Genomic DNA, 23,214 nt, shown 5'->3' with positions numbered 1-23,214 from the left:
CGTGAGGGGCGGGTGCTCAGTCCAGCCAGTCCAGGGTGCGCTGCACGGCCTTGTGCCAGTTGCGCAGCTCGCGGTCGCGGTGCGCCGGGTCCATGCGCGGCGCCCACTCGGCGTCGGAGCGCCACCGGTCGCGCAGGGTCGCGAGGTCGGGCCAGTAGCCGACCGCGAGGCCGGCCGCGTACGCGGCGCCGAGGCAGGTGGTCTCGGTGATCCGGGAACGCACCACGGGGACGTCCAGCACGTCGGCGAGGAACTGCATGAGCAGCGCGTTGGCGGTCATCCCGCCGTCGACCCGCAACCGCCGCAGCGCCACGTCGGAGTCGGCGTTCATGGCGTCGACCACCTCGCGGGTCTGCCAGGCGGACGCCTCGAGCACCGCCCGGGCCAGGTGCCCCTTCGTGATGTAGCCGGTGAGCCCGGCGATCACCCCGCGCGCGTCGCTGCGCCAGTGCGGGGCGAACAGGCCGGAGAAGGCGGGCACCACGTAGCAGCCGCCGTTGTCCTCGACGGTGCGGGCCAGGTCCTCCACCTCCGGCGCCGTGGAGATCAGGCCGAGGTTGTCCCGCAGCCACTGGACCAGCGCCCCGGTCACCGCGATGGCGCCCTCCAGGGCGTACGCGGCCGGCTGCCCAGCGATCCGGTAGGCGACCGTGGTCAGCAGCCCGTGCGACGACGTGACGGGGCTGGCCCCGGTGTTGAGCAGCAGGAAGCTGCCGGTGCCGTACGTGCACTTGGCCTCGCCCGGCCGGAAGCAGGTCTGCCCGAACAGCGCGGCCTGCTGATCGCCGAGCGCGCTGGCCACGGGCACACCGGCGAGCGCGCCGGTGGCCGTGCCGTAGACCTCCGCGGAGCTGCGGATCTCCGGCAGCATGGCGGCCGGCACGCCCATGGCGTCGAGCAGCTCGGCGTCCCACTCCAGGGTGGACAGGTCCATGAGCATCGTGCGGCTGGCGTTGGTCACGTCGGTGACGTGCCGGCCGGTCAACTTCCAGACGAGCCAGCTGTCCATCGTGCCGAACAGCACCTCACCGGCCTCGGCGCGGGCGCGCAACCCGTCGAGGTGGTCGAGCAGCCAGCGCAGCTTCGGCCCGGCGAAGTACGTGGCCAGCGGCAGGCCGGTGCGGCTGCGGAACAGCTCCTCGCCGTACGCCTCGCCGAGCTCGCGCAGCAGCGGCCCGGTGCGGGTGTCCTGCCAGACGATCGCGTTCGCCACCGGGCGGCCGGTGGCGCGGTCCCAGACGACGGTGGTCTCCCGCTGGTTGGTGATGCCCACCGCCGCCAGCCCGGCGGTGTCCGTGCCCGCGGTCGCCAACGCCTCCCGCACCACCTGCTCGACGTTCGCCCAGATCTCCTCGGCGTCGTGCTCGACCCAGCCGGGACGGGGGAAGATCTGCCGGTGTTCGCGCTGTGCCACGGAGACGATGTCCCCGGCCCGGTCGAAGACGATGCACCGCGAGGAGGTGGTGCCCTGGTCGATGGCGGCGACGAACTCTCCGGTCACGGCAGCACCGTACCCAACGCGGTGGCGCCGTGCCGACCGCCGCTTCGCGCCGCGGCCCGTCGTTCCCCGCCGCGTGCGGACGGCCGTACGATGTGCGAACGTGCGTGACATCGCCGTGTTCAGCGGAACGGCCCATCCCGACCTCGCCGCCGAGATCTGCGCCCACCTGGGCGTGCCGCTGCACCCGGTGCGGGTCTCCCGGTTCGCCAACGACTGCCTCGAGGTGCAGCTCCAGGCCAACTGCCGGGAGCGGGACGTCTTCCTGATCCAGCCCCTGGTCCCTCCGGTGCAGGAGCACCTCGTCGAGCTGCTGCTGATGATCGACGCGGCGCGGGGCGCCTCGGCCGGCCGGATCACCGTGGTGCTGCCGCACTACGCGTACGCCCGGTCGGACAAGAAGGACGCCCCGCGGATCTCGATCGGCGCCCGGCTCGTCGCCGACCTGCTCACCTCCGCCGGCGCGGACCGGGTGCTCGCCATGACGCTGCACTCGCCGCAGGTGCACGGTTTCTTCAGCGTCCCGGTCGACCACCTGCACGCGCTGCGGGAGCTGGCCGGTCACTTCCGGCGGTACGACCTCAGCAACACCGTGGTCGTGTCGCCTGACCTCGGCAACGCGAAGGAGGCGGCGGCGTTCGCCCGGCGCCTCGGCATCCCGGTCGCGGCCGGCGCGAAGCAGCGCTTCAGCGACGACAAGGTCACGATCAGCGCGGTGATCGGCGACGTGGCGGACCGGGACGTGATCGTGCTGGACGACGAGATCGCCAAGGGCAGCACCGTGCTGGAGCTGATGGACCATCTGCGCGACCTGAAGGTGCGGTCGATCCGGATCGCCTGCACGCACGGCCTCTTCGCCGCGGGGGCGCTCGCCCGGCTCGGCGACCAGCCGGGCGTCCTGGAGATCGTCTGCACCAACACCGTGCCGATCCCGACGGAGAACCGGGTGCCGAAGCTGAAGGTGCTGTCCGTAGCCCCGGCGTTGGCCGAGGCGATGCGGCGGATCCACAACGGCGAGTCGGTGAGCGCCCTGTTCGGCTGAGCGGCCGCCGGCTGACGCTGCGGGGCGCGCCCGCCGCTCAGTCGGCGGTGATCGCCGTGGCGATCCGGACGACGGTGCCGCTCTCGCCGCTGCGCACCTCCATGGTGTCGCTGAGCTGGCGGGCCAGCCACAGGCCCCAACCGCCGGCGGTCTCCGGTGCGGGGCGGCTCCGGTCGCCCAGCCGCCCGGCGCTGATCCCGAGGCCCTGGTCGGCAACCTCGCAGACGAGCTGGTCGTCGAGCCGCCACAGCCGCAGCGAGCCGCGCCCGCCACCGTGCCGGACCGCGTTGGTGATCAGCTCGTTGACCGCCAGCACGAAGTCGTCCAGGCGCTGGTCACGCAGGCCGGCGGCGTGCGCGCAGGAGGTGACCGAGTGACGCAGCTCGGTGACCTGGGCCCGGTCGAAGGCTTCGGCGATGAGGGGGGCAGGTTCGATGGGCACAACCGTACGCGGTGCGCGAGGGTCGGCGTTCGTCATGGCCCGTCCCGACAGCGGATCTCGGAGTTGTTACGCGGCATTTCCACCGTACGTCAGGGTTTCCCCGGCCGCAGCGGTCGGGGCCGCTGTTCACCTGTCCCGGCGGCCCGCGGCCCGGAGCGACGGGGCCCGATGACCGTGATGCCTCTGCGGCATAAATATGACGCAGAGGCATCACGCTGGATGCGACAGGGCCGCACGCGGGGCTTCGTCCTCCGTCGCCCCATGCCCGCACCGCGGCACGCACGAGGCGATCCGGCGCCACCTCGGGTGGCACCGGATCGCCAGGGTCGTGACGGCGCGACGGTGTGGGTCACACGGAGTGCGGCGGCCGGGTCTCGTGGATGGCGAGCTCCTCGGCCGTCGCCCCACCGCCGGCCGCGCCCGCGTCGTACGCCACGTTGTCGGTCTCCTGATCGGTGTGCGCGCCCTCGTCCGGCTCCACGATCCGGCCCACCTGCGCGTCGGCGACCGTGCCGAGCTGACCGTGGTCGTAGAGGGAGACCGGCGAGTTCGGGTCCGAGGTGGGGCCGTCGTCGATGACGTCGGCGTCGAGCTGGGCCTGTGCCGCGGCCTCCTCGCTGTCCGCCTCCGCCGCGATGTCCGGGTCGACCGGGCCGGCGAGCGGGTCGTCGGCGGGGCGCTCGTACTGCTCGCGCTGGAGCTTGTAGTCCAACGACTCGCCGTCGGCCTGCTCCTCGGCCGTCGTCCCGTACCGGTCCACGGCCACCGGGGTCCGGTCGGCGGGCAGCTGGGCCGGGTCCGGGCCGTCCGCCTCGCGACCGGTCAGGACGTCGTCGTTCGCGGTCGAGTCGTCGTCGGCGGTCCCCGGCAGGCCGTTGGCCTCCGGGTCGGACACGGGGGTCGGGTATTCGTCGTCGCGCATGACGGATCTCTACCCACTCGACCCGTCGATCATGCAGTTGTGGTGCCCCTCAAAAGCCTCGAACCGCCTCACAACGCCCACCACAACTGCATGATCCACCGGCTGAGGGTGGGGTGGGGTGGGTTAGAGCGGGGGTTGGTCGGTGGGATCCAGGACGCACCAGACGACCTTGCCGTCCGGGACCGGACTGCTGCCCCAGCGCCGGGCCACCGTGTCGATGAGCAGCAGGCCGCGACCGCCCGGCGAGTTCACGGGGGCCAGCCCCGCGAACGCGGGCAGGCGTGTCGAGTGGTCACGCACCGCCAGATGCAGCGTGTCGCCCACCGGGGCGAGCCGCACCGTCATGGGGGTCCGCGCGTGGGCCACCACGTTGTTGACCATCTCGGTGACCGCGATCCCGCCCGCCTCGGCGAGGGCCGTCACCCCCCACCGCTCGCAGCCGTCGGAGACCAGCTCGCGCGCCTGTCGGGCGGCGCCCAGCACCGGGGCGAGTTCGGCGGTGAGCACCGCCGCCATCGGCGACTCCGCGAGCGCGGCCATCGCCGCGTCGAGGGTGGGCAAGACCGCCACCCCGGCCAGGGCGGGATCGGGCCGGTCGGCCGTCCCGGCGGCCGGGTCGCAGACCAGCAGCGCCGCGGCCGGCCAGTCCTCGATCTCCCGCTGCACCTCGGCGAAGACCGCCCGAAGCTCCGGGTCGGCGACCCGCAGGCCGGTCAGGTCGGCCACCACCGGGCCGGGACGGTCGCAGAGCCGCGCGAGCAGCGCGTCACGCACCGCGGCCGTGCCGGACGGCTCGAGCACGCCGCTGACCCGGACCACCGCGGACGACTCGTCCGTCTCCACGAGGCAGCGCACGTCCGTCGGCATGATCGCCCCATTGTGCCCCTCGCCGACCCGCCGCGCACCCGGGCGCCCGGTCCGGTTCATGACCGTTCCGTCCGGGCTCGACGGGTCCGGGCGGCCATCGTGCCGACCGCCGTTCCGGCAGCGGCCAGGCCGAAGGCCGCGGTCATCCGCACAAGCTGCCGGCGCCGGCCCTGCCAGCCGCCCTCGCGCTGGCCGTCCGCGTCGGCCCGGAACACGTTCCCCGCGCTGTCCCGGCGGGCGCCGGGCCCGAACTGGACGCGGTGCGCGTACCAGCCGAGGACGCGCTCGGCGAGCGCCGGCGCCAACCGCCACTGGAGGCCGATCAGCCGTGCCGCGCCACCGGCGTACGCCTCGCGGCGCGGCCGGCGCAGCAGCCGGACGATGGTCGCGGCCACCATCTCCGGGGGATAGACCGGGGGCGGCGGCAGGACCTCGCGCCCGCTGTGGTTCGCCACGTGCCGGAAGTACGGGGTGTCGATGGTGGCGGGCAGCACGGTGCAGATCGAGATGGCGCCCCGGCCGGTCACCCGCAGCTCCTGGCGGACCGTGTCGGCCAGGCCGCGCAGGCCGTGCTTTGTCGCGTTGTACGGCGACTGGTACGGCATCGCCACCTCGGCCAGCACCGAGGCGTTGTTGACCACCACGCCGCCCCCGGCGGCCGCCAGGTGGGGGAGGGCGGCCCGGAGGCCGTGCACGGCGCCGAGCAGGTTGACCTCCAACACCCGGCGGAACTCGGCCACCGGGATCTCGTCGAAGAGCCCGACGGCGCCCACCGCGGCGTTGTTGACCCAGGCGTCGAGGTGGCCGAACTCGGCCGCCGCCCGGTCGGCCAGCCGCTGCACGGACGCCGGGTCCGTGACGTCGGTCGGTACGACGAGTGCCCTGCCGCCCAGCTGCCGGCACCGCTGCGCGACCCGCGACAGGGCCGGCTCGCTCCGTGCCGCCAGCACGACGGCGGCGCCCCTGCGGGCCAGCGCGTACGCGGTCGCCGCGCCGATCCCGCTGGAGGCGCCGGTGATCACGACGGTGGCGTCGTCGAGGCTGCGGGTGAGAGGCATTCCTCGCCCGTACCCCCGGTCGGGGCGGGTCATGCCGCCGATTCCTCGGGATCACCACGGACAGTGATCATCGGGCGCCGTTCCGGGACGCCTGATACTTGTCGTGGCGGAAGTGTCCGGGGCACTCGCCGGGCTCTTCCCGATCTGCCAGGTTTCGGCTTCCGGGGCCCTGGTTAATGGGACCCTCTGACCGGGAGGACCACCGTTGGAAAGATCGCATGGAGGTGACCCATGCGCGTCGGCCTCGTCTGCGCGCACGCCGGCCCGTCCAGGACGACCGACGGCCCGACCGTCGGCACGCACCAGCACATCGCGCGGGTGGCTGCCGAACTCGCCGGACGAGGCCACGACGTCCGGGTCTACGAGCGCCGGGACGACCCCGAGCTGCCCGCGACGCTCGACGTCGACGGCCACCGGGTGGAACGCGTCCCCGTCGGCCCGGCCGCGCCGCTGCCGACCGCCGAGCTGATCCGGTACGTGGCGGAGTTCGGCGGCTGGCTGACCGACCGCTGGTCCGGAGACTGGACGCCCGAGGTGGTGCACGGGCACTACTGGGTCGGTGGGCTGGCGGCGGCGCACGCCGTCCGGGAGACCGACATCCCCGTGGTGCAGACCTTCCACTCGCTCGGCATCGAGCAGCTGCGCCACCTGGGCCAGGCGTACGACGGCCCGGGGGAGCGGATCCCGCTCGAACGCGCGCTGACCCGGGCCGTGGACATCGCGGTGGCCCAGTGCAACGACGAGGTCGACGAACTCACCCGGATGGGCCTGCAACGCAGCGCGGTGGCGATGGTGCCCACGGGGGTGGACGTCGAGCAGTTCCGCCCCGACGGCGAGGCGGCCCCGCGCGACCAGCGGGCGCGGATCCTCTCCGTGGGCGGCCTGTCGCGGGGGCACGGTCAGGAGGACCTGATCCAGGCCATGCGGCTGGTCGGCGACGCCGAGCTGGTGATCGCGGGCGGCCCACCCGTCGAGCAGCTCGACGGCCACGCCGAGGCGCGCCGGCTGCGCGAGCTGGCCGAGCGGAGCGGCGTCGGCGACCAGGTGAAGCTCGTGGGCGCCGTGCCGCACGACCAGATGGCCACCTGGTACCGGTCGGCCGACGTGGTGGCGTGCACCCCGCACTACTCGTCCGCCGGGCGGGTGTCGCTGGAGGCGATGGCCTGCGGCGTGCCGGTGGTGGGGTACGCCATGGGCGGGATCGCCGACGCCGTGGTGGACGAGGTCACCGGCCGCCTCGTGCCCCCGGGCGACGTCCGGACCCTCGGGGTCACCCTGCGCCGGCTGCTGGCCGACAACGCCGGGCGGTTCGCGTACGGGCACGCGGCCGTGGACCGGGTGCGGTGCAGCTACACCTGGGAACGGACCGCGGGCGCGCTGGAGCGCCTCTACGAGCGGGTGGTGGGCCGGCGCAAGCCGGTGGACGCCTGACGGCGGTCAGCCGGCGCGGCCGGCGCCCACCATGGCCCGGTCGTGGCCCCGGGTGACCGCGTGGTGCTGCTGCGGTTCGGCGTACCGGGTCAGGCCGATGACCGCGGCCAGCGTGATGAGGAAGCCGGCACCGGCCAGCCACTCCCGGCCCGGCCAGATCTTGTCGTTGAGCAGCAGCAGGCCGACGATCGCCGCGGGCACCGCGCCGGCCGCGTCCATGGCCGCCACGGCCGCCGTGGTCGAGCCGCGCTGCATGGCGAGGCCCAACAGCAACTGCCCGACGATCGAGTGCGCCACCAGGAGGTAGAGCAGGGGGTTGCGGGCGAACGCCTCGGCCGACGGCGCGGAGGCGAGCGGGCGGGCGGCCACGGCCGCCGCGGAGAACGCGAGCCCGGCCAGCGACCCGAGCGCGACCGAACCGGGCGCCCCGTGCAGGCGGACGGCGAAGAAGCCGAGACCCGCGATGACGGCGAGCACCACCAGCAGGGCGATCAACCCGCCCGGGCCGAGTTGTTTCGACGGCGCCGGCCGGGCGGCCAGCACCAGCGCGCTGATCCCGGCGAAGAGCAGCACCAGGAGCGCCACCTCGGCGGCCGGCAGGCGCCACTTCAGCACCACCACGCCGAGGATGGCGGTCACCCCGAGCCCGGCCGCCACGCTCGACTGCACGAGGAAGAGCGGCAGGTCCCGCCGCGCGAGGAAGGCCAGCAGGAAACCGCCGAGCTGGCAGCCCACCCCCACGAGGTAGGTGCGGTGCCCCGCGAGCCGCAGCAGCAGCCCGGGGTCGAACGAGTGGTGCACCGTCGTGCGCGCGGCGGCCACCGACTGGAGCAGGTTGGCCACGCCGTACGCGACGATCATGGCCGCGAGGAAGCACCAGCCGGAGGAGACCACCTGGCGAGGATAGAGGCTGGCGGGGGTCAGCGCGCGGCTGGCCGACCGAGGCGGGCCAGGATGTCGGCGTGCAGCGGGCCGTTGGTCGCCACCGCGCTGTGGTCGGTGTCGGGCCCGCCCGCCGGGGCGTCCGCGCCGGTCAGGTCGGTGATCGTGCCACCCGCCTCGGTCACGATGGGCACGAGGGCGGCGACGTCCCAGAGCGACAGCTCCGGCTCCACCATCACGTCCAGTGCCCCCTCGGCCAACAGCATGTAGCCGTAGAAGTCGCCGTACGCCCGGCTGCGCCAGCACTCCCGCAAAAGGCCGAGCATGGCGTCGAGCCGCCCGGCGGCCTCCCATCCGGTGAGCGAGGAGTAACAGAAGCTGGCGTCGGTGAGCCGGCGTACCGCGGAGACCCGGATGGGCTCGCCCGCGTCGCGGCCCGGCCCCGCCCACGCGCCGCCGCCCTCCGCCGCCCACCAGCGACGCCCCAGCGCAGGGGCGGAGACCACGCCGACCACCGGCCGGTCCCCCTCGAGCAACGCGACGAGGGTCGCCCAGACCGGCACGCCGCGGACGAAGTTCTTGGTGCCGTCGATGGGGTCGATCACCCAGCGCCGCTCGCCGGGCCCGGTCGCGGGCCGGGCGCCGTACTCCTCCCCGAGCAGCCCGTCGGCCGGGCGGTGCGCGGCCAGCAGCGCGCGGATCTCCCGCTCGACGGCCGTGTCCGCGTCGGACACCGGGGTCAGGTCCGGCTTCGACTCGACCCGCAGGTCCAGCGCCCGGAAGCGCGCCGTCGAGACGGCGTCCGCGGCGTCGGCGAGGGTGTGGGCCAGGGCGAGGTCGTCGGCGTACCGGCTCATGCCGGCAACCTAGCCGACCCGGGCCGGGTCACCCGTCGGCGGGCGGCTCGCCGCGCGGTTCGGGCTCACCGCGCGGGTCGATGTCGCCGGCCCGGGAGGCCAGCAACCGGCGGTACGACGCGAGCCGGCGCGGGTCCGCCTTGCCGGCGGCCACCCAGGCGTCCAGCCCGCAGTCGGCCTCGTCGGCCGTGTGCGGACAGTTCGCCGGGCAGTCGACCGTGCCCTCGACCAGGTCCGGGAAGCCGTGCAGCAGGCTGTCGGCCGAGACGTGCGCGAGCCCGAAGCTGCGGACGCCGGGAGTGTCGATGATCCAGCCCGCGGCGGCCCCGGCCTCCCGCCCGCCGCCCCGGACACTTCCGTCGCCGCCCGGCGCGGGCGGCAACCGCAGCGCCACGGCGCTCGTGGAGGTGTGCCGGCCTCGGCCGATCGCGCTCACCGTGCCGACGGCGCGGGCCGCCTCCGGGACCAGGCGGTTGACCAGCGTCGACTTGCCCACCCCGGAGTGCCCGACGAGCACCGAGACCCGCCCGGCGAGCAGCGCGCGCAGCGCGTCCAGCTCCGAGTCGGGGCGGATCAGCACGTACGGCAGCTCCAGCTCGGCGTAGTAGTCGAGCACCGCCTCCGGACCGGCGAGGTCAGCCTTCGTGAGGCAGAGCAGCGGCTCGATGTCGGCGTCGTAGGCGGCCACCAGGCAGCGGTCGATGAACCCGGTGCGCGGGGGCGGGTCGGCCAGCGCGCTGACGATCACCAACTGGTCGGCGTTGGCCACCACCACGCGCTCCAGCCGCCCCTCGGCGGTCGTGGCGTCGTCCTCGGCGGTGCGGCGCAGCACCGAGCTGCGTTCGGCGATCCGGACGATCCGGGCCAGCGCGCCGGGCGCGCCGGAGGTGTCGCCCACGAGACCCACCCGGTCACCGACCACCACCGACTTGCGGCCCAGCTCGCGGGCGCGCATCGCCGTGACGGTCGGTACCTCCACCTCGCCGCCGGGCAGCAGCACGCACGTGTAGCGGCCCCGGTCCACGGCGATGACGAAGCCGTCCACCGCGTCGGCGTGCTGGGGACGGGTGCGGGTACGCGGACGCGAGGACTTGCCGGGCCGGACCCGTACGTCGTCCTCGTCGTACTCCCGCCGTTTGGTCGCCAGGACCGCCCCTCCGTCGCCGTCAGCTCTTGCCGGTCACCATCGCTGACCATAGTGCCGGGAACTCGGGCATCGTCTTCGAGGTACACGCGACGTCGTCGACCTCGATGCCCGGCACGGCCAACCCGGCCACCGCCGCCGCGTGCGCCATCCGGTGGTCGGCGTACGTGCGGAACACCCCGCCGCGCAGCGGCCGGGGCCGGATCTCCAGCCCGTCGCGGGACTCGGTGAGGTCGGCCCCCAGCGCCGCGAACTCTCGCGCCAGCGCGGCGATCCGGTCGGTCTCGTGGCCCCGGATGTGCGCCACCCCCGTGAACCGGGACGGCGAGTCGGCCAGCATGGCCAGCGCCGTCAGCGCCGGCGTCAGCTCGCTGACGTCGGACAGGTCGGCCTCCAGCCCGTGCACCACACCGGTGCCCCGGACGGTCAGCCCGTCGGTGGAGAGGGTGACGTCGCCGCCCATCCGCTGCAACAGCTCGCGCAGCCGGTCCACCGGCTGGGCGCTGCTGCGCGGCCACCCCTGGAGGGTCACCTCGCCGCCCGTCACCAGGGCGGCGGCGAAGAACGGCACGGCGCCGGAGAGGTCCGGCTCGATCTCCCAACCGCGCCCGCTGAGCGGACCGGGCTCGACGGCCCAGAGGTCCGGGACGGTGTCGTCGACCGCCGCGCCGGCGGCCCGCAGCATCTGCACGGTCATCCGCAGGTGCGGCGCCGAGGGCACCGGCGGCCCGACGTGGCGGACCACCACCCCCCGGTCGAAGCGCGGCGCGGCCAGCAGCAGCCCGGAGACGAGCTGGCTGGAGGCGGAGGCGTCGATTACCACCTCACCGCCCGCGACGTGGCCGGCGCCGAGCACGGCAAGCGGCAGGCTGCCGTCGCCGGCGACGTCGATCCGCACGCCGAGCGAGCGCAGCGCGCCGATGAGCGGCCCGAGCGGGCGCGTCCGGGCCTGCGGGTCGCCGTCGAAGGTGATCCGGCCGTCGGCCAGGCCGGCCACCGGCGGGAGGAAGCGCATGACCGTGCCGGCCAGGCCGACATCGACGTGCGCCGGGCCGACCAGCCGGTGCGGCCGGACCAGCCACCGCTCGTCGTCGCTGGTCGACATGTGCGCGCCCATGCCCCGCAGGCCCGCGGCCATCAGCTCGGTGTCCCGCGCGCGCAGCGGCCCGGAGAGCGTGGACGGCCCGTTGGCCAGCGCGCTGAGCACCAGCGCGCGGGCGGTCATCGACTTCGACCCGGGGAGGCGCAGCGTGACCGCCACCGGGTCCGAGGCGGTCGGTGCGGTCCACGGCTCCAGCGGCCGGGTCGCGGTCAGGTTCCCCACGGTTACATTCTGCCGTGTCGGCCGGGCGACGACGCCGCCCGCCCTCCGTACTCCCGGTTTCCGGGACAGCCGGCGGGCGTGCGGCGGGCTAGCGTGTGCACCATGTGCGGGAGGTACGCGACGACCCGGAGCGCGGGCGAGCTGAGCGCGCTCTTCGAGTCGTCCGACGAGACCGACGGCCGCCTGGCCCCCGACCACAACGTGGCACCCACCGACCCGGTCCCGCTGGTCCGCCTCGGCGCGGAGGGGCACCGCACGCTGTCGGCGGGCCGCTGGGGTTTCCTGCCGCACTGGGCCCGCAGCGCCGCCGGCGCCGCCCGGATGATCAACGCGCGTGCCGAGACGGTCGCCACCAGCCGGGCGTACGCCGGCGCCTTCGCCCGGCGCCGCTGCCTGGTGCCCGCCGACGGCTGGTACGAGTGGGTCCGCACACCCACCGGCCGGCAGGCGTACTACATGACCCCCCAGGACGCCTCGGTGCTCGCCTTCGCCGGCATCTGGTCGGTCTGGGGCTCGGGCGCCGACGCGCTGCTCACCTTCAGCGTGCTTACCACGGCGGCGGTCGGCGAGCTGGCCGAGGTGCACGACCGGATGCCGTTGCTCCTGCCCCGCGAGCGCTGGGCGCCCTGGCTCGCGCCGGCGGACGATCCGGCGCCGTTGCTGGCGCCGCCCCCGCCCGGCTGGTTGGCCGGGCTCGAGATCCGCCCGGTCGGCCCGGCGGTCGGTGACGTCCGCAACGACGGGCCCCACCTCACGGCGCGGGTGCCGCTCGCCCGGCCCGTGGCCGTGGAGGAACCGACGCTTTTCTGATCATGATCGGCGCATTGTCATGTGCCGATTTGCCAGAGTTGCGGGTGAAACGTCTCCTGGCCGTTCAGCCATCTTCGCGGTTACCCCTTGTGACCCCCTCGGGAAGTGCGATAGAACACAGCGCCGGTGGTGAGTGTCGATTCGCAGGGGGCGGACGACGCTTGCCGATCTTGCCGGTCCCACGGGGGAGGTGGGTGGATGACCCGGGCGCGTATGCCCCGTCCGCACGAGGTGGCCGCCGCGCGGCGAGATCCTCGGCTGCTCCGCGCGCTGCGTGAGCGCCGCCACGACGAAGCGTGGCGGACCAGAGGAACTTGCCAGAGCGTCGATCCGGAGACGTTCTTTCCGGCGCCCAACGAGCCCGCCGACGCGGCGGTCGCGCTCTGCCGCAGTTGCGACGTGCAGGGCTCCTGCCTCGCGTGGGCGCTGGAGGTCGGCGACTGCCACGGGGTGTGGGGCGGCACCACGCCCCGCGAGCGTCGGGCCATGCTCGTGGCGTGGCGCAGCGAGGTCCAGCCGGATCCGGAGGCCGCCGCCGAGGCCGGCCCGCCGGTCCGCGACCGCCTGCTCACCCTCGTCCCGCTCAGCTGACGCGCCGCACCGGCCCGTCCGTCGGTGCCGGATGTCCCGGCACCGGGAGAATGGGCCGGTGACGCGGCACGACGAGGTTCCGACCCCACGCGGGCCGGCCCGGCTCCACACCGACACGCCCGCCGGGCCGCCGGCCGCGCTGCTCGTGCTCGGGCACGGCGCGGGCGGTGGGGTGGACGCGCCGGACCTGCTCGCCGTCCGGGACGCCGTGGTCCCCGCCGGGGTCGCCGTGGTCCGGGTGACCCAGCCCTACCGGGTCGCCGGGCGGCGTGCGCCGGCGCCCGCCGGGCACCTGGACGAGGCCTGGACGGCGGTGCTCGCGGTGCTGCGCGAGCGCTACGCCTCCGTGCCCACGCTGCTCGTCGGCGGCCGGTCCAGCGGCGCCCGGGTGGCCTGCCGGACGGCGCGGGCGGTCGGCGCGGCCGGGATCGTGGCGTTGGCCTTCCCGCTGCACCCGCCGGGCCGGCCCGAGCGCACCCGGGCGCCGGAGCTGCTGACGGGCCTGCCGACGCTGGTGGTCAACGGTGACCGCGATCCGTTCGGGGTGCCGGAGCCGGGCCCCGGCGTCACCCTGGTGACGCGGCCGGGCGAGGGCCACGACCTGCGCAGGGACCCGGCCGGCGCGGCCGCCGCGGTGCGGGCCTGGCTGCGCGAACAGGGCTGGGCGACGGCCTGACGGGCCCGCGGGCACCCCGCCGTGTCCGGAAGGAGCCGTTTCCGGCGGCGGAGGAGGGTCGTTGCATCGGATGGTGCCGGACGTCCGGTTCGGGCGGCGGAACCATCCTCCCAGGCCCTTCCTGGTCCCAGCGCCGGCTCCGTCGACGCCGGGGCCAGGAAAGGGGACGGGCGCGCCCGGAATGCTGCACCCCGGCCACGTGTTACTACCCCCGGACGACTTTTCTTCGTCGGAGGGGGGACGGGTGCCGACCGAGACACGAAGCCGGGAGCGGGACGAGCGGCAACTACGCCAACTGCTCGCCGGGCCGGAGTGGCCCGCCGCGGTGGAACCGGGTGGGACGACCGCGGTGAGCACGAGCACACCGGCCGGAAGTGAATCTGTGGGCAGGTCCGTGCGCGTATCCTCGGCGGGAAAGCATCCGACGCGAGGGGATGTGCGGTTGACCACCGAGAAGACGGACGAGCGCAGGGCCCGTTTCGAGCGGGACGCGATGCCATTCGTCGATCAGCTCTACGCTGCTGGGCTGCGGATGACCCGCAACCCGGCGGATGCCGAGGATCTGGTCCAGGAGACGTACCTGAAGGCGTACGCCGCCTTCCACCAGTTCGAGCAGGGCACCAACCTGAAGGCCTGGCTCTACCGGATCCTGACCAACACCTACATCAACTCCTACCGCCGGCGTCAGCGCCAGCCCGTGCAGGCGCCGACCGACGAGATCACCGACTGGCAGCTCGCCGAGGCCGAGTCGCACACCTCGAGCGGCCTGCGCTCCGCCGAGACCGAGGCGCTGGACCGACTGCCGGACAGCGACGTCAAGGAGGCCCTCCAGCAACTGCCGGAGGAGTTCCGCCTGGCCGTCTACCTGACCGACGTCGAGGGCTTCTCCTACAAGGAGGTGGCCGACATCATGGGCACGCCGATCGGCACCGTGATGTCGCGGCTGCACCGCGGTCGGCGTAATCTGCGCAAGCTGCTGGAGCAGTACGCCAAGGAGCGGGGCTTCTCTGCCACCGCCAAGGGCTCGACCGCTTCCGCCGGTCGGGAGGTGTGACGTGAGCTGTGGTGACCCGCACGAGACCGACTGCCGCGAGGTGCTCGCGGAGGTCTACCTCTACCTGGATCTCGAGTGCGCCGAGGACCGGCGCACGCTGATCCGGCACCACCTCGACGACTGCGGGCCGTGCCTGCGCGAGTACGGCATCGAGCAGGAGGTCAAGGCGCTGGTGGCGCGTTGCTGCGGCAACGAGACCGCACCGGAGCAGCTGCGCGAGCGGCTGCGCGTCAAGCTCACCGAGCTGGTCGTCTTCGAGAGCAGCGAGTCGCGCGAGCTGGCCGACTGAAACGCTGCTCACCGTACGGACACAGCGGTGGCCCGGGTCGATCCGTCGACCCGGGCCACCGGCGTCTCCGGCCACCGGCCGGACGAGCTGACCGTTCGGCGGGCACGCCCGCCGGACGAGGTCAGGAGTTGGGGCGCTTGCCGTGGTTGGCGGAGCTCTTCTTACGAGCCTTCTTCTTGCGAGCCTTCTTCGCCATGGTGACCTCCTCGGAAATGGTCGGATCCGGCTGACGACCTCGGCGCCGGTGCACCCACCGGCCGCCCGGCACCGGGTCCGACCCGCTGATGCTAGTGCGGCCGGTGGCGTCGGGCGGCTCCGCCCCGGCGATGCGTCGCCAGGCGGCCGCTCCGCGCCCGCTGCCGGCCGCCGCATGATTGGATACGTCGGCAGGCAGTCGCGAGAGGGAGGGCCGGGGGAATGGCCGAGGAGATCCGCGCCGAGATGGTGGCGAACGTCTGGAAGGTCGTCGCGTCGGCCGGGGACACCGTGTCCGAGGGGGACACCCTGGTGATCCTCGAGTCGATGAAGATGGAGATCCCGGTCGTGGCCGAGTCCGACGGCGTCGTGCAGCAGCTCGCCGTCAACGAGGGCGACGTCGTGCAGGACGGCGACCTGATCGCGGTGATCGGTTGAGCGGCCTGCGGGTACGCCCCGCGACGCCCGCCGACTTCCCGGCGATCGCCCGGTTGACCGTGGCCGCGTACGAGGCGGACGGTCAGCTCAAGGGCGAGAACGGCTACGGCGCGGTGCTGGCCGACGTGGCGACCCGGGCGGACGACGGCGAGGTGCTGGTCGTCGAGGACCCGGCCGGCGCGGTGCTCGGTTCGGTCACCTTCGTGCTTCCCGGCACCCGCTACGCGGAACTCTCCGGGCCCGGCGAGGCGGAGTTCCGGATGCTGGCCGTCGACCCCGCGGCGCAGGGGCTCGGCGCCGGGGCCGCGCTGGCCCGGGCGTGCATCGACCGCGCCCGCGAGCTGGGCTGCTCGGCCGTGGTGATCTGCGTCCGTGAGGGGATGGCCGCGACGGCGCACCGTCTCTACCAGCGGCTCGGTTTCGTCCGTACGCCGGAGAAGGACTGGTCCCCGGTGCCCGGCGTCGCGCTGCTGGCCCTCCGCCTGGAGCTGGCCCGGGCCTGACCCGACGTCCGGGCCGGACGCGACGCCGGCCCTGACGCGACGCCCGGATCCTGACCCGACGTCCGGGCCGCCCGGTGTCCGGCCGCCCGACGCCTACGCCGGCGCGCCCCCGGCGTCCGGCTGGCCGATGGGCGCGAGCAGTTCGTCCGCCACCTCCAGCGCGATCTTCCGCCGTTCCGCGTCGGTGATGTGCGGCGTGCGTACGGCGAACCAGCTGCTGTGCACGGCGAAGAGCGAGAGCGCGGCGCGGAGCTGGGCGCCCGGGGAGTCGTCGCCGCGGCAGAGGGCGCTGGCCAGTTGCATCATCCGGCCGCGCATCTGCTGCCCGGCCGCCAGGCTCTTGAGCACCGTCTGGTTCTGCTCGAAGAAGCGCATGACCGAGGGGTGGTCGTCGGTGAACATCACGTCGGCGTACCGCCCGATCAGCTCGCGCCGGGTGTCGCGGGTGGCCGGCTGTGTCTCGGCCCAGGCGACGAGCGCGTCAATCCGCTCCAGCCGGTCGTCGACGAAGCTGGTGACGATCTCGTCCTTGCTCTTGAAGTGGTAGTAGAGTGCGGCCTTCGTCACATTGAGCCGCTCGGCGATCTCCCGCAGCGAGGTCTTCTCGTACCCCTGCTCGGTGAAGAGTTCCAGCGCCACGGCCTTGATCCGGTCACGCGTGCCGCCTGTGCTCTCCTTCACCCGTACCACCCAATTCACTTGACCCTGGTCCGCCACCAGCTTACCGTGCGGCTAGTAAGGAAAACTAGCCGGTCGGCAAGTAAGTAGAGCTGCGCTTCGGGGGGAGCTTACCGATGAGTCAGTCAACCCAGGCCGCCGCGCGACCCAACGTACGGGTGGTGCTGTTCGGTCTGATGATCGCGATGATGCTCGCGATGCTCGACAACATGATCGTGAGCACCGCGTTGCCGCGGATCGTCGGCGAGTTCGGCGGCCTCGATCACTTCACCTGGGTCGTCACGGCGTACGTGCTCGGCACCACGGTCTCCACGCCCATCTGGGGCAAGCTCGGCGACCTCTACGGGCGGAAGTCGGTCTTCCTCACGTCGGTCGCCATCTTCCTGGTCGGCTCGGCGCTCTGCGGCATGTCCGGCTCCGGCTTCCTGGGCGGCTCGGGCGACGGCATGGTCCAGCTCATCGCCTTCCGGGCGGTCCAGGGCCTCGGCGCGGGCGGCCTCATGGTCGGCGTCATGGCGATCATCGGTGACCTCGTGCCGCCCCGCGAGCGTGGCCGCTACCAGGGCATGATGGCCGGCATCATGGCCATCGCCATGGTGGCCGGCCCGCTGGTCGGCGGCTTCATCACCGACCACCTCTCCTGGCGCTGGGCGTTCTACGTCAACCTGCCGCTCGGCGGCGTCGCGCTCGTGCTGCTGATCGCCACCATGCACCTGCCGAAGTACCGCACCGAGCACCGGATCGACTGGCTCGGCGCGGCGCTGCTCTCGGTCGGCATCACGGCGATCGTGCTGATCACCACGTGGGGCGGCAACGAGTACGACTGGGGCTCCGGCCAGATCCTCGGCCTGGCCGTGCTCGCCGTGGTGACGCTCGTGGCCTTCGGTTTCGTCGAACGGCGGGCGGCCGAGCCGATCCTCCCGCTGGGCCTCTTCGCGAACCGGAACTTCGCGCTGATCTCGGTGATCGGCTTCCTGCTCGGCTTCGCGATGTTCGGCGCCATGAACTTCCTGCCGCTGTACCAGCAGACCGTGCAGGGCGCCTCGGCCACCAACAGCGGCCTGCTGCTGCTCCCGCTGATGTTCGGGATGCTCGTCGTCTCGCTGATCATCGGCCGGGCCATCACCCGGACCGGCCGCTACCGCGCGTACCCGATCGTCGGCGGCGTGGTGATGGCCGCCGGCATGGGGCTGCTCACCATGCTCGACGTGGGCACCAGCAAGGTCGAGTCGTCGCTGTTCATGGTCGTGCTCGGCGTCGGCATGGGCTTCCTCATGCAGACCTCGATGCTCATCGCGCAGAACAGCGTGGAGCAGAAGGACCTGGGCGCAGCGAGCGGCGCGGCCACGTTCTTCCGGTCGATCGGCGGCTCGTTCGGCATCTCGCTGTTCGGCGCGATCTTCGCCAACCGACTGGCCGACTCGGCCGCGGGAGGGGCGTTCAGCGGCGGCGGCAGCGGTGGCCGGATGGACCTCGAGCAGCTCAAGGAGCTGCCCGCCCAGGCACGTGAGCTGGTGCTGAGCGGTCTCGCCGACGCCATCTCGCACGTCTTCTGGTGGGCGGTGCTGTTCACCGTCGCCGTGCCGGTGCTCGCCTGGTTCATCAAGGAGATCCCGCTGCGCACCGCCAACGAGGCGCCGGCGCAGGCCACCCCGGAGGAGGAGGCCGAAACGGCCCTCGGCAAGGCCCCCGTGGCCTGACCCGGAACTCCCCTCCCCGCCCCCTTCCCCGACCCTTCGACCCGGTTGATCAAGAGGTTTGCGTCAGGAATCCGGCCTCCGGTGACGCAAACCTCTTGATCACCGGGGAGGGGAGACCAGGGGAGGGGATCGGGAGGGGGATCAGGGGTGGGGGCGGAGGGTTAGGCGGTGCCAGAGGCGGGTCAGCGGGTTGCGCGGGCGCGGGGCCGTCGTGCCCGCCGCCACCAGGCCGGTGGCCAGGTCGCGGGTCTGCGCGTCCAGGGCCGGGGTGGCCAGGGCCAGGTGGGCCAGCGAGATCGCGATGGGCACCGGGCGGGTACGCGCCACCACCGCCGCGTCCGCGAGCCGCTCGGCGACCACCCGGGCCACGTCGGGGCGTACGGCCGGGTCCACCCACGCGGCGGTGACCAGGGCGAAGAGCGCCGCCTCGGTGGTCCAGTCCTCCACGCCCCACACCAGATCCAGCAGCACCCGACGCCGCGTCGAGCCCTCCCACGGCTCGTCGGTGCGGTGGTGCAGCAGGCCGAGGCACGCCCACACCTGGACGCACCGCACCCAGAGCGCCGGATCCTGCTCGGCCAGCACCTGGCCGACCGCGCCGGCCGGCGGCTCGGGCGGATGCGCGAGCAGGCCGAGCAGATCGGCCAGTTCCAGGGTGGCCAGGCCGACCGCCGCGTCGTAGGCGGCCGGCGGGTGCGGCCAGGCGGGGTGCGCGAGCCGGCGCAGCCGCTCGGCAGCCGCCGCCGACGGCGCCGCGACCGCCGGTGCCACGTCGGCGCCCTCGTAGCGCCACAGCGGACGGCTGTCGGCCCGCCGCGGCTCCCGCCCGTCCGGTTCGCCGGCCCCCGCCACCTCGATCCGTAGACCCGGCGCCGCGGCCGTCGCCGTCCGCAACGCGCTGGGCGGAGGCGGGGTCGGCAGGCGTACGGCGCCGCCACGGTCGCCGGCCCCCGAGCGGCGCAGCGCGTCGGCGAGGGGCCCGGCGGCCGGCGTGACCTGGCCGAGCCACGGTCGGCTCCGGCAGCACTCGGCCAGGTCGCCGTGCTCGTGCGTGTCGTCCGGGTGCTCGCGGGCGAAGTCGGCCAGCGCGACCAGGTGCGCCACGTCGCCGTCGCGCAGGTAGCGCAGCCGGTGCGCCGTGTGCACGGCGCAGTCGAAGGTCGGGTCGCGGGCCAGTGCCCGCTCGATCCAGTCCAGCGCCTCGTCGAGCCGCCCGACGTCGGCCAGGGTGCCCGCGATGTCGGCGTACACGGCGAGGTCGTTGGGATCGTGCGCCACGGCCCGGCCGAGTGCCGCGAGCGCCTCGCGGGTCCGGCCCGCGCTGCGGTACGCGTACCCGAGCCACACCTCGCCGAGCTTCGACGGCTCGGCGCGTACGCCCCGGGCCGCCCAGCCGATCGCCTGCGTGACCTCGCCGACCCGCCGGGCCAGCGCGGAGGCCGCGCCCAGCAGCAGGCCGTGCTCGGGATGGGCGGTCACCGCGTTGCCGGCCAGCGTGAGGTACGCGGCCAGCGCCGGCCGGCCGGCGCGCGGCACGGGATCGGGAACCGCACCGCACACCTGCATGAGGATCCGCGCCACGTGTTCGGGTGCGATGCGTTCGACCAGTTCGGGTGCGGTCACCCAGGGCACCCCGGCCCAGTCGGTCCGCGGCGCGTACCCCGTCGCGGCGGCGAGCAGGTCCAGGCCCTCGGCCGGACGTCCGGCGGCGGCCAGCAGGTGGGCGCGGGCGACCGCGGCGCCGACGAAGGTGTGGTGGTCGAGCGGAAAGAGGTCGACCCCGCCGCCGCTCGCCGCCGCGAGCCGGGCCAGCGTCTCGTGCACCTCGGGCAGGGTCGGCGCCTGTGCCAGCGCGGCGGCGACGTGCCCGGCCGCGTGCTCCAGGTCGCCCTCGTCGAGCGCCAGCCGGGCCAGGGCGAGTTCCTCCGCGGCGGAGAGCGCGGGGTCGTCCTCGGGCACGTCGTCCTCTCGAAGGTGGCGGGGTCGGGCCGCGGGCCAGCCTAGGTGATGTTGGATCGGAATGGTGATCAACTGCGCAGTGCTGTTCGTTCGATTGCTCAGGCCCGACCAAAGGTGCAAGACTGAGCAGCAAACGCGCGGGAACCGCGCACAGGGAGGAGTTTCCGTGACGCGTGCAGGGGCCGGCATGGCCGCCGACATCGACGAGCAGCCGGCCGGCTACGAACGACTGCTCTCCGCGGAGCACGCCGGGGCGATCGCCCGGGTGGCCGCCGTCATCGCCGAGCGCCGGCCGCGGCACGTGGTCTTCACCGCCCGGGGCACCTCGGACCACGCCGCGCTCTACGGGGCGTACCTCACCGAGATCCGGCTCGGCCTGCCCGCCGGGCTCGCCTCGCCCAGCGTCGTCACCGTCTACGGTGCCCGCCCCGACCTCTCCGACGCGCTGGTCATCGGCGTCAGCCAGAGCGGCGGCTCGCCCGACCTCACCGAGGTGCTGCGGCTGGCCCGGGCCTCCGGCGCGCTCACCCTCGCGGTCACCAACGCGCCCGACTCGCCGCTTGCCGGCGCCGCCGAGCTGAGCCTGGACGTCGCGGCCGGGCACGAGCGGGCCGTGGCCGCCACGAAGACGTACACCGCCGAGCTGCTCGCCCTGCTCCTGCTCGTGGAGGGGATCCGGGCCGGCGACGGGGTGCTCCCGGCCGAGGAGCGGGACGCGCTCGCGGCGCTGCCCGAGCTGGCTGCCCGTACGCTCGCCGACACCACCCCGGCGCAGTTCGCGCCGCGCTACCGGTTCGCGGGCCAGCTGGTCACCACCGGCCGCGGGTACGCGTACCCCACCGCCCGGGAGGCGGCGCTCAAGCTCATGGAGACCTCCTACCTGCCGGCGCTCGCCTTCTCCGGCGCCGACCTGCTGCACGGCCCCCTCGCCATGACCGACCCGGACGTGCCGGTGCTCGCCGTGGTCGGGTCGGGGCCCGGTGGGCGGTCGATGGGGGAGGTGCTGCCGCGCCTCGGCGAGCGTCGTGCCGACGTCGTGGTGGTCGGCTCCGCCGACGTCGAGGGGTGCACCAGGATCCCCGTCCCCGAGGTCGACGAGCGGTACGCCCCGCTGCTGGACATCCTGCCGCTGCAACGGCTCGCGCTGGCGCTCGCCCTGGCCCGCGGCGAGGACCCGGACTCCCCGCGCGGGCTCAAGAAGGTCACCGCGACGATGTGAGGCGCTGCGTGGCAGGCTGGTCAGCGTGTCCACGCTGCGCGACCTCGCCGAGGAGCACACCCAGCTCCGCCCGGCGGACATCGACCACCTGCACCGGATCGCCGGAGACTGGCAGCTGCTCTCCGACATGTCCTTCGCCGACCTGCTGCTGTGGGTGCCCGTGGACGCCGAGGGCACCTTCCTGTGCGTGGCGCAGGTCCGCCCCACCACGGCGCCCACCGCGTACCAGGACGACCAGGTGGGCCGGATCGTCGGCGGGCCGGAGGTGGCGCACCTGGAGGTGGCGTACCGGCAGGGCCGGATCTGGCGGGAGGGCGATCCGGTCTGGTACGGCGACGTCCCCGCCCGGCACGAGGCGATCCCGGTGCGGCTGCGTGCCGGCGACGGCGAGGCGAGTGAGGTGGTGGCGGTGGTGGGCCGGGACACCAACCTCTCCACGGCCCGTACCCCCAGCCAGCTGGAGCTGAACTACCTGACCACGGCCGACGACCTCGCGCAGATGATCGCCGACGGCACGTTCCCGCCGCCCCGGCACCCGGGGGAGACCACGTCGGCGCCGCGGGTCGGCGACGGCCTCGTCCGGCTGGACGCCAACGGCAAGGTCACGTACGCGAGCCCGAACGCCCAGTCCGCGTACCGCCGGCTGGGCTACGCCTCGCACCTCGTGGGCGAGGACCTCGCGGTGCTGCACCGCCGGCTCGCGCACGACCCGCTGGAGGGGACCGACGCGGCGAACGCCATCCTGGCCGCGCTGCGCGGGGACGCGCCGCCCCGCCGGGAGATCGACGCCCGCGGCGCCACCGTGCTCACCCGGGCGCTGCCGCTGATGCCCGCCGGCGTGCCGATCGGCGCGCTGGTGCTGGTCCGGGACATCACCGAGGTACGCCGCCGGGACCGCGCCCTTATCACGAAGGACGCCACCATCCGCGAGATCCACCACCGGGTGAAGAACAACCTCCAGACCGTGGCCGCGCTGCTGCGCCTCCAGGCGCGCCGGGTCGCCATGCCGGAGGCCCGGGTCGCCCTCGAGGACTCGGTACGCCGCGTCGCCTCGATCGCCCTGGTGCACGAGACGCTCTCCATGTCGAGCGACGAGGCGGTCGAGTTCGACACGATCGTCGACCGGGTGGCGAGCGCGGCGACCGAGCTGGCGACCGAGGTGCCCGTCGCCATGCGTCGCAAGGGGAGCTTCGGCGTCCTTCCCGCCGAGATCGCCACGTCGCTCGTGATGGTCCTCAACGAGCTGCTGCTCAACGCCGTCGAGCACGGCTTCCCGCCCGCGGACGCGGGCGACGAGGCGGCGGGGCCCGCCGCCGTGGCGGGCACCGCGGGGGAGGCGTCGACCGGTGGCGGTGAACCGGCCGCCGCGCCCGAGGTGGTGGTCTCGGCTCACCGGTTCCGCAAGCAGCTGCACGTCACGGTGACCGACAACGGGCGGGGTCTGCCCGCCGGGTTCGACGCCGACCGTGGCGGCAACCTCGGGTTGCAGATCGTCCGTGCGCTGGTCACCGGCGAGCTGCGCGGCAGCATCGAGCTGCGCGACGCCGCGGGGGGCGGCACGGAGGCCGTGCTCGTCGTACCGCTCGGGCGCGGCGGCGCGGACGGCCGCGCCTCGGCCTGATGCGCCCCCTCACG

23 protein-coding genes and 1 pseudogene are annotated in these 23,214 nt (G+C 74.3%); 12 read left to right on the top strand and 12 right to left on the bottom strand.

Going from position 1 to position 23,214, the window contains the following annotated elements; all coding sequences use genetic code 11:
* Positions 1–16 precede the first annotated feature (16 nt).
* A complete protein-coding gene (gene glpK / locus ACSNOA_RS27810; RefSeq protein WP_436662744.1) occupies positions 17–1,501 on the bottom strand; it encodes a glycerol kinase GlpK in 1,485 nt (494 codons plus the stop codon).
* Positions 1,502–1,601: 100 nt separating this feature from the next.
* Between glpK and ACSNOA_RS27805 the strand changes: the two genes are divergently transcribed.
* A complete protein-coding gene (locus ACSNOA_RS27805) occupies positions 1,602–2,540 on the top strand; it encodes a ribose-phosphate diphosphokinase (RefSeq protein ID WP_436662743.1) in 939 nt (312 codons plus the stop codon).
* Between the two features lie 37 nt (positions 2,541–2,577).
* Here the strand turns inward: ACSNOA_RS27805 and ACSNOA_RS27800 are convergent, their stop codons facing one another.
* The 4 genes from ACSNOA_RS27800 to ACSNOA_RS27785 form a co-directional block, all read right to left on the bottom strand.
* Positions 2,578–3,018 (bottom strand): ATP-binding protein, encoded by a 441-nt coding sequence (locus tag ACSNOA_RS27800; RefSeq protein ID WP_436662742.1) that lies wholly within the window; start codon positions 3,016–3,018, stop codon positions 2,578–2,580.
* Between the two features lie 313 nt (positions 3,019–3,331).
* A complete protein-coding gene (locus ACSNOA_RS27795) occupies positions 3,332–3,904 on the bottom strand; it encodes a DUF5709 domain-containing protein (RefSeq protein ID WP_436662741.1) in 573 nt (190 codons plus the stop codon).
* Between the two features lie 123 nt (positions 3,905–4,027).
* Positions 4,028–4,771, bottom strand: coding sequence for an ATP-binding protein (locus ACSNOA_RS27790; protein ID WP_436662740.1), 744 nt, complete (start codon positions 4,769–4,771; stop codon positions 4,028–4,030).
* A gap of 56 nt (positions 4,772–4,827) precedes the next feature.
* Positions 4,828–5,829 carry an SDR family oxidoreductase gene (locus ACSNOA_RS27785; RefSeq protein WP_436662739.1) on the bottom strand — a complete coding sequence of 334 codons (1,002 nt, stop codon included), beginning with the start codon at positions 5,827–5,829 and terminating at the stop codon, positions 4,828–4,830.
* A gap of 231 nt (positions 5,830–6,060) precedes the next feature.
* On the opposite strand from ACSNOA_RS27785, the gene ACSNOA_RS27780 reads away from it, so the two are divergent.
* Positions 6,061–7,260, top strand: coding sequence for a glycosyltransferase (locus ACSNOA_RS27780; protein WP_436662738.1), 1,200 nt, complete (start codon positions 6,061–6,063; stop codon positions 7,258–7,260).
* Here ACSNOA_RS27780 and ACSNOA_RS27775 read toward each other — a convergent pair.
* From ACSNOA_RS27775 to aroA, 4 genes and pseudogenes are all read right to left on the bottom strand, one after another.
* Positions 7,218–8,121, bottom strand: a pseudogene (locus ACSNOA_RS27775) (hypothetical protein). The gene ACSNOA_RS27780 and the pseudogene ACSNOA_RS27775 sit on opposite strands and share 43 nt — an antisense overlap.
* Before the next feature lie 59 nt (positions 8,122–8,180).
* Positions 8,181–8,999 carry a histidinol-phosphatase gene (hisN, locus tag ACSNOA_RS27770; RefSeq protein ID WP_436662737.1) on the bottom strand — a complete coding sequence of 273 codons (819 nt, stop codon included), beginning with the start codon at positions 8,997–8,999 and terminating at the stop codon, positions 8,181–8,183.
* 28 nt (positions 9,000–9,027) lie between these two features.
* Positions 9,028–10,044, bottom strand: coding sequence for a ribosome small subunit-dependent GTPase A (rsgA, locus tag ACSNOA_RS27765; protein WP_436662736.1), 1,017 nt, complete (start codon positions 10,042–10,044; stop codon positions 9,028–9,030).
* A 121-nt stretch (positions 10,045–10,165) separates the two neighbouring features.
* Positions 10,166–11,467: a 3-phosphoshikimate 1-carboxyvinyltransferase gene (gene aroA, locus ACSNOA_RS27760; protein ID WP_436662735.1), complete on the bottom strand. Its 1,302-nt coding sequence runs from the start codon at positions 11,465–11,467 to the stop codon at positions 10,166–10,168.
* A gap of 102 nt (positions 11,468–11,569) precedes the next feature.
* Between aroA and ACSNOA_RS27755 the strand changes: the two genes are divergently transcribed.
* From ACSNOA_RS27755 to rsrA, 5 genes are all read left to right on the top strand, one after another.
* On the top strand, positions 11,570–12,277 hold the full coding sequence (locus tag ACSNOA_RS27755) for an SOS response-associated peptidase (protein WP_436662734.1): 708 nt from the start codon (positions 11,570–11,572) through the stop codon (positions 12,275–12,277).
* A 198-nt stretch (positions 12,278–12,475) separates the two neighbouring features.
* The gene (locus ACSNOA_RS27750) at positions 12,476–12,868 is read left to right on the top strand and encodes a WhiB family transcriptional regulator (protein ID WP_436662733.1); all 393 of its coding nucleotides are present in this window, start codon (positions 12,476–12,478) and stop codon (positions 12,866–12,868) included.
* Positions 12,869–12,899: 31 nt separating this feature from the next.
* On the top strand, positions 12,900–13,544 hold the full coding sequence (locus ACSNOA_RS27745; RefSeq protein WP_436662732.1) for an alpha/beta hydrolase family protein: 645 nt from the start codon (positions 12,900–12,902) through the stop codon (positions 13,542–13,544).
* A 244-nt stretch (positions 13,545–13,788) separates the two neighbouring features.
* Positions 13,789–14,598: a sigma-70 family RNA polymerase sigma factor gene (locus tag ACSNOA_RS27740; RefSeq protein ID WP_436662731.1), complete on the top strand. Its 810-nt coding sequence runs from the start codon at positions 13,789–13,791 to the stop codon at positions 14,596–14,598.
* 1 nt (position 14,599) lies between these two features.
* Positions 14,600–14,887 carry a mycothiol system anti-sigma-R factor gene (gene rsrA / locus ACSNOA_RS27735; protein WP_436662730.1) on the top strand — a complete coding sequence of 96 codons (288 nt, stop codon included), beginning with the start codon at positions 14,600–14,602 and terminating at the stop codon, positions 14,885–14,887.
* A gap of 121 nt (positions 14,888–15,008) precedes the next feature.
* Here rsrA and ACSNOA_RS27730 read toward each other — a convergent pair whose 3' ends face one another.
* Positions 15,009–15,083, bottom strand: a complete 75-nt coding sequence (locus ACSNOA_RS27730; protein ID WP_369752275.1) for a 50S ribosomal protein bL37 — start codon at positions 15,081–15,083, stop codon at positions 15,009–15,011.
* A 221-nt stretch (positions 15,084–15,304) separates the two neighbouring features.
* On the opposite strand from ACSNOA_RS27730, the gene ACSNOA_RS27725 reads away from it, so the two are divergent.
* Positions 15,305–15,520, top strand: a complete 216-nt coding sequence (locus ACSNOA_RS27725) for a biotin/lipoyl-binding carrier protein (RefSeq protein ID WP_091068708.1) — start codon at positions 15,305–15,307, stop codon at positions 15,518–15,520.
* The gene (locus ACSNOA_RS27720; RefSeq protein WP_436662729.1) at positions 15,517–16,023 is read left to right on the top strand and encodes a GNAT family N-acetyltransferase; all 507 of its coding nucleotides are present in this window, start codon (positions 15,517–15,519) and stop codon (positions 16,021–16,023) included. Before ACSNOA_RS27725 ends, ACSNOA_RS27720 begins: the two co-directional genes overlap by 4 nt.
* Before the next feature lie 93 nt (positions 16,024–16,116).
* Here ACSNOA_RS27720 and ACSNOA_RS27715 read toward each other — a convergent pair whose 3' ends face one another.
* On the bottom strand, positions 16,117–16,704 hold the full coding sequence (locus ACSNOA_RS27715; protein ID WP_436662728.1) for a TetR/AcrR family transcriptional regulator: 588 nt from the start codon (positions 16,702–16,704) through the stop codon (positions 16,117–16,119).
* Between the two features lie 113 nt (positions 16,705–16,817).
* Here ACSNOA_RS27715 and ACSNOA_RS27710 point away from each other — a divergent pair, with 113 nt between their 5' ends.
* Positions 16,818–18,401, top strand: a complete 1,584-nt coding sequence (locus tag ACSNOA_RS27710; protein ID WP_436662727.1) for an MDR family MFS transporter — start codon at positions 16,818–16,820, stop codon at positions 18,399–18,401.
* A 141-nt stretch (positions 18,402–18,542) separates the two neighbouring features.
* Here the strand turns inward: ACSNOA_RS27710 and ACSNOA_RS27705 are convergent, their stop codons facing one another.
* Positions 18,543–20,360, bottom strand: a complete 1,818-nt coding sequence (locus tag ACSNOA_RS27705; RefSeq protein ID WP_436662726.1) for a tetratricopeptide repeat protein — start codon at positions 20,358–20,360, stop codon at positions 18,543–18,545.
* A gap of 187 nt (positions 20,361–20,547) precedes the next feature.
* Between ACSNOA_RS27705 and ACSNOA_RS27700 the strand changes: the two genes are divergently transcribed.
* Complete coding sequence (locus ACSNOA_RS27700; RefSeq protein WP_436663402.1) at positions 20,548–21,579, top strand: SIS domain-containing protein; 1,032 nt, start codon at positions 20,548–20,550, stop codon at positions 21,577–21,579.
* Positions 21,580–21,604: 25 nt separating this feature from the next.
* Complete coding sequence (locus ACSNOA_RS27695) at positions 21,605–23,200, top strand: sensor histidine kinase (protein ID WP_436662725.1); 1,596 nt, start codon at positions 21,605–21,607, stop codon at positions 23,198–23,200.
* Positions 23,201–23,214: the final 14 nt, after the last annotated feature.

Origin of the sequence: Micromonospora sp. URMC 103 (assembly GCF_051386435.1) — a bacterium.
GTDB lineage: Bacteria > Actinomycetota > Actinomycetes > Mycobacteriales > Micromonosporaceae > Micromonospora.
This window is presented reverse-complemented; position numbering and strand designations above follow the sequence as displayed.

Excerpts from the sequence above, each read along its gene's own strand:
- ACSNOA_RS27725 (WP_091068708.1), top strand. The coding sequence starts at position 15,305 with ATGGCCGAGGAGATCCGCGCCGAGATGGTGGCGAACGTCTGGAAGGTC.
- ACSNOA_RS27795 (WP_436662741.1), bottom strand. The coding sequence starts at position 3,904 with ATGCGCGACGACGAATACCCGACCCCCGTGTCCGACCCGGAGGCCAAC.
- ACSNOA_RS27750 (WP_436662733.1), top strand. The coding sequence starts at position 12,476 with ATGACCCGGGCGCGTATGCCCCGTCCGCACGAGGTGGCCGCCGCGCGG.
- ACSNOA_RS27800 (WP_436662742.1), bottom strand. The coding sequence starts at position 3,018 with ATGACGAACGCCGACCCTCGCGCACCGCGTACGGTTGTGCCCATCGAA.
- ACSNOA_RS27745 (WP_436662732.1), top strand. The coding sequence starts at position 12,900 with ATGTCCCGGCACCGGGAGAATGGGCCGGTGACGCGGCACGACGAGGTT.
- ACSNOA_RS27790 (WP_436662740.1), bottom strand. The coding sequence starts at position 4,771 with ATGCCGACGGACGTGCGCTGCCTCGTGGAGACGGACGAGTCGTCCGCG.
- ACSNOA_RS27780 (WP_436662738.1), top strand. The coding sequence starts at position 6,061 with ATGCGCGTCGGCCTCGTCTGCGCGCACGCCGGCCCGTCCAGGACGACC.
- ACSNOA_RS27785 (WP_436662739.1), bottom strand. The coding sequence starts at position 5,829 with ATGCCTCTCACCCGCAGCCTCGACGACGCCACCGTCGTGATCACCGGC.
- ACSNOA_RS27755 (WP_436662734.1), top strand. The coding sequence starts at position 11,570 with ATGTGCGGGAGGTACGCGACGACCCGGAGCGCGGGCGAGCTGAGCGCG.
- ACSNOA_RS27710 (WP_436662727.1), top strand. The coding sequence starts at position 16,818 with ATGAGTCAGTCAACCCAGGCCGCCGCGCGACCCAACGTACGGGTGGTG.
- hisN (WP_436662737.1), bottom strand. The coding sequence starts at position 8,999 with ATGAGCCGGTACGCCGACGACCTCGCCCTGGCCCACACCCTCGCCGAC.
- ACSNOA_RS27700 (WP_436663402.1), top strand. The coding sequence starts at position 20,548 with ATGGCCGCCGACATCGACGAGCAGCCGGCCGGCTACGAACGACTGCTC.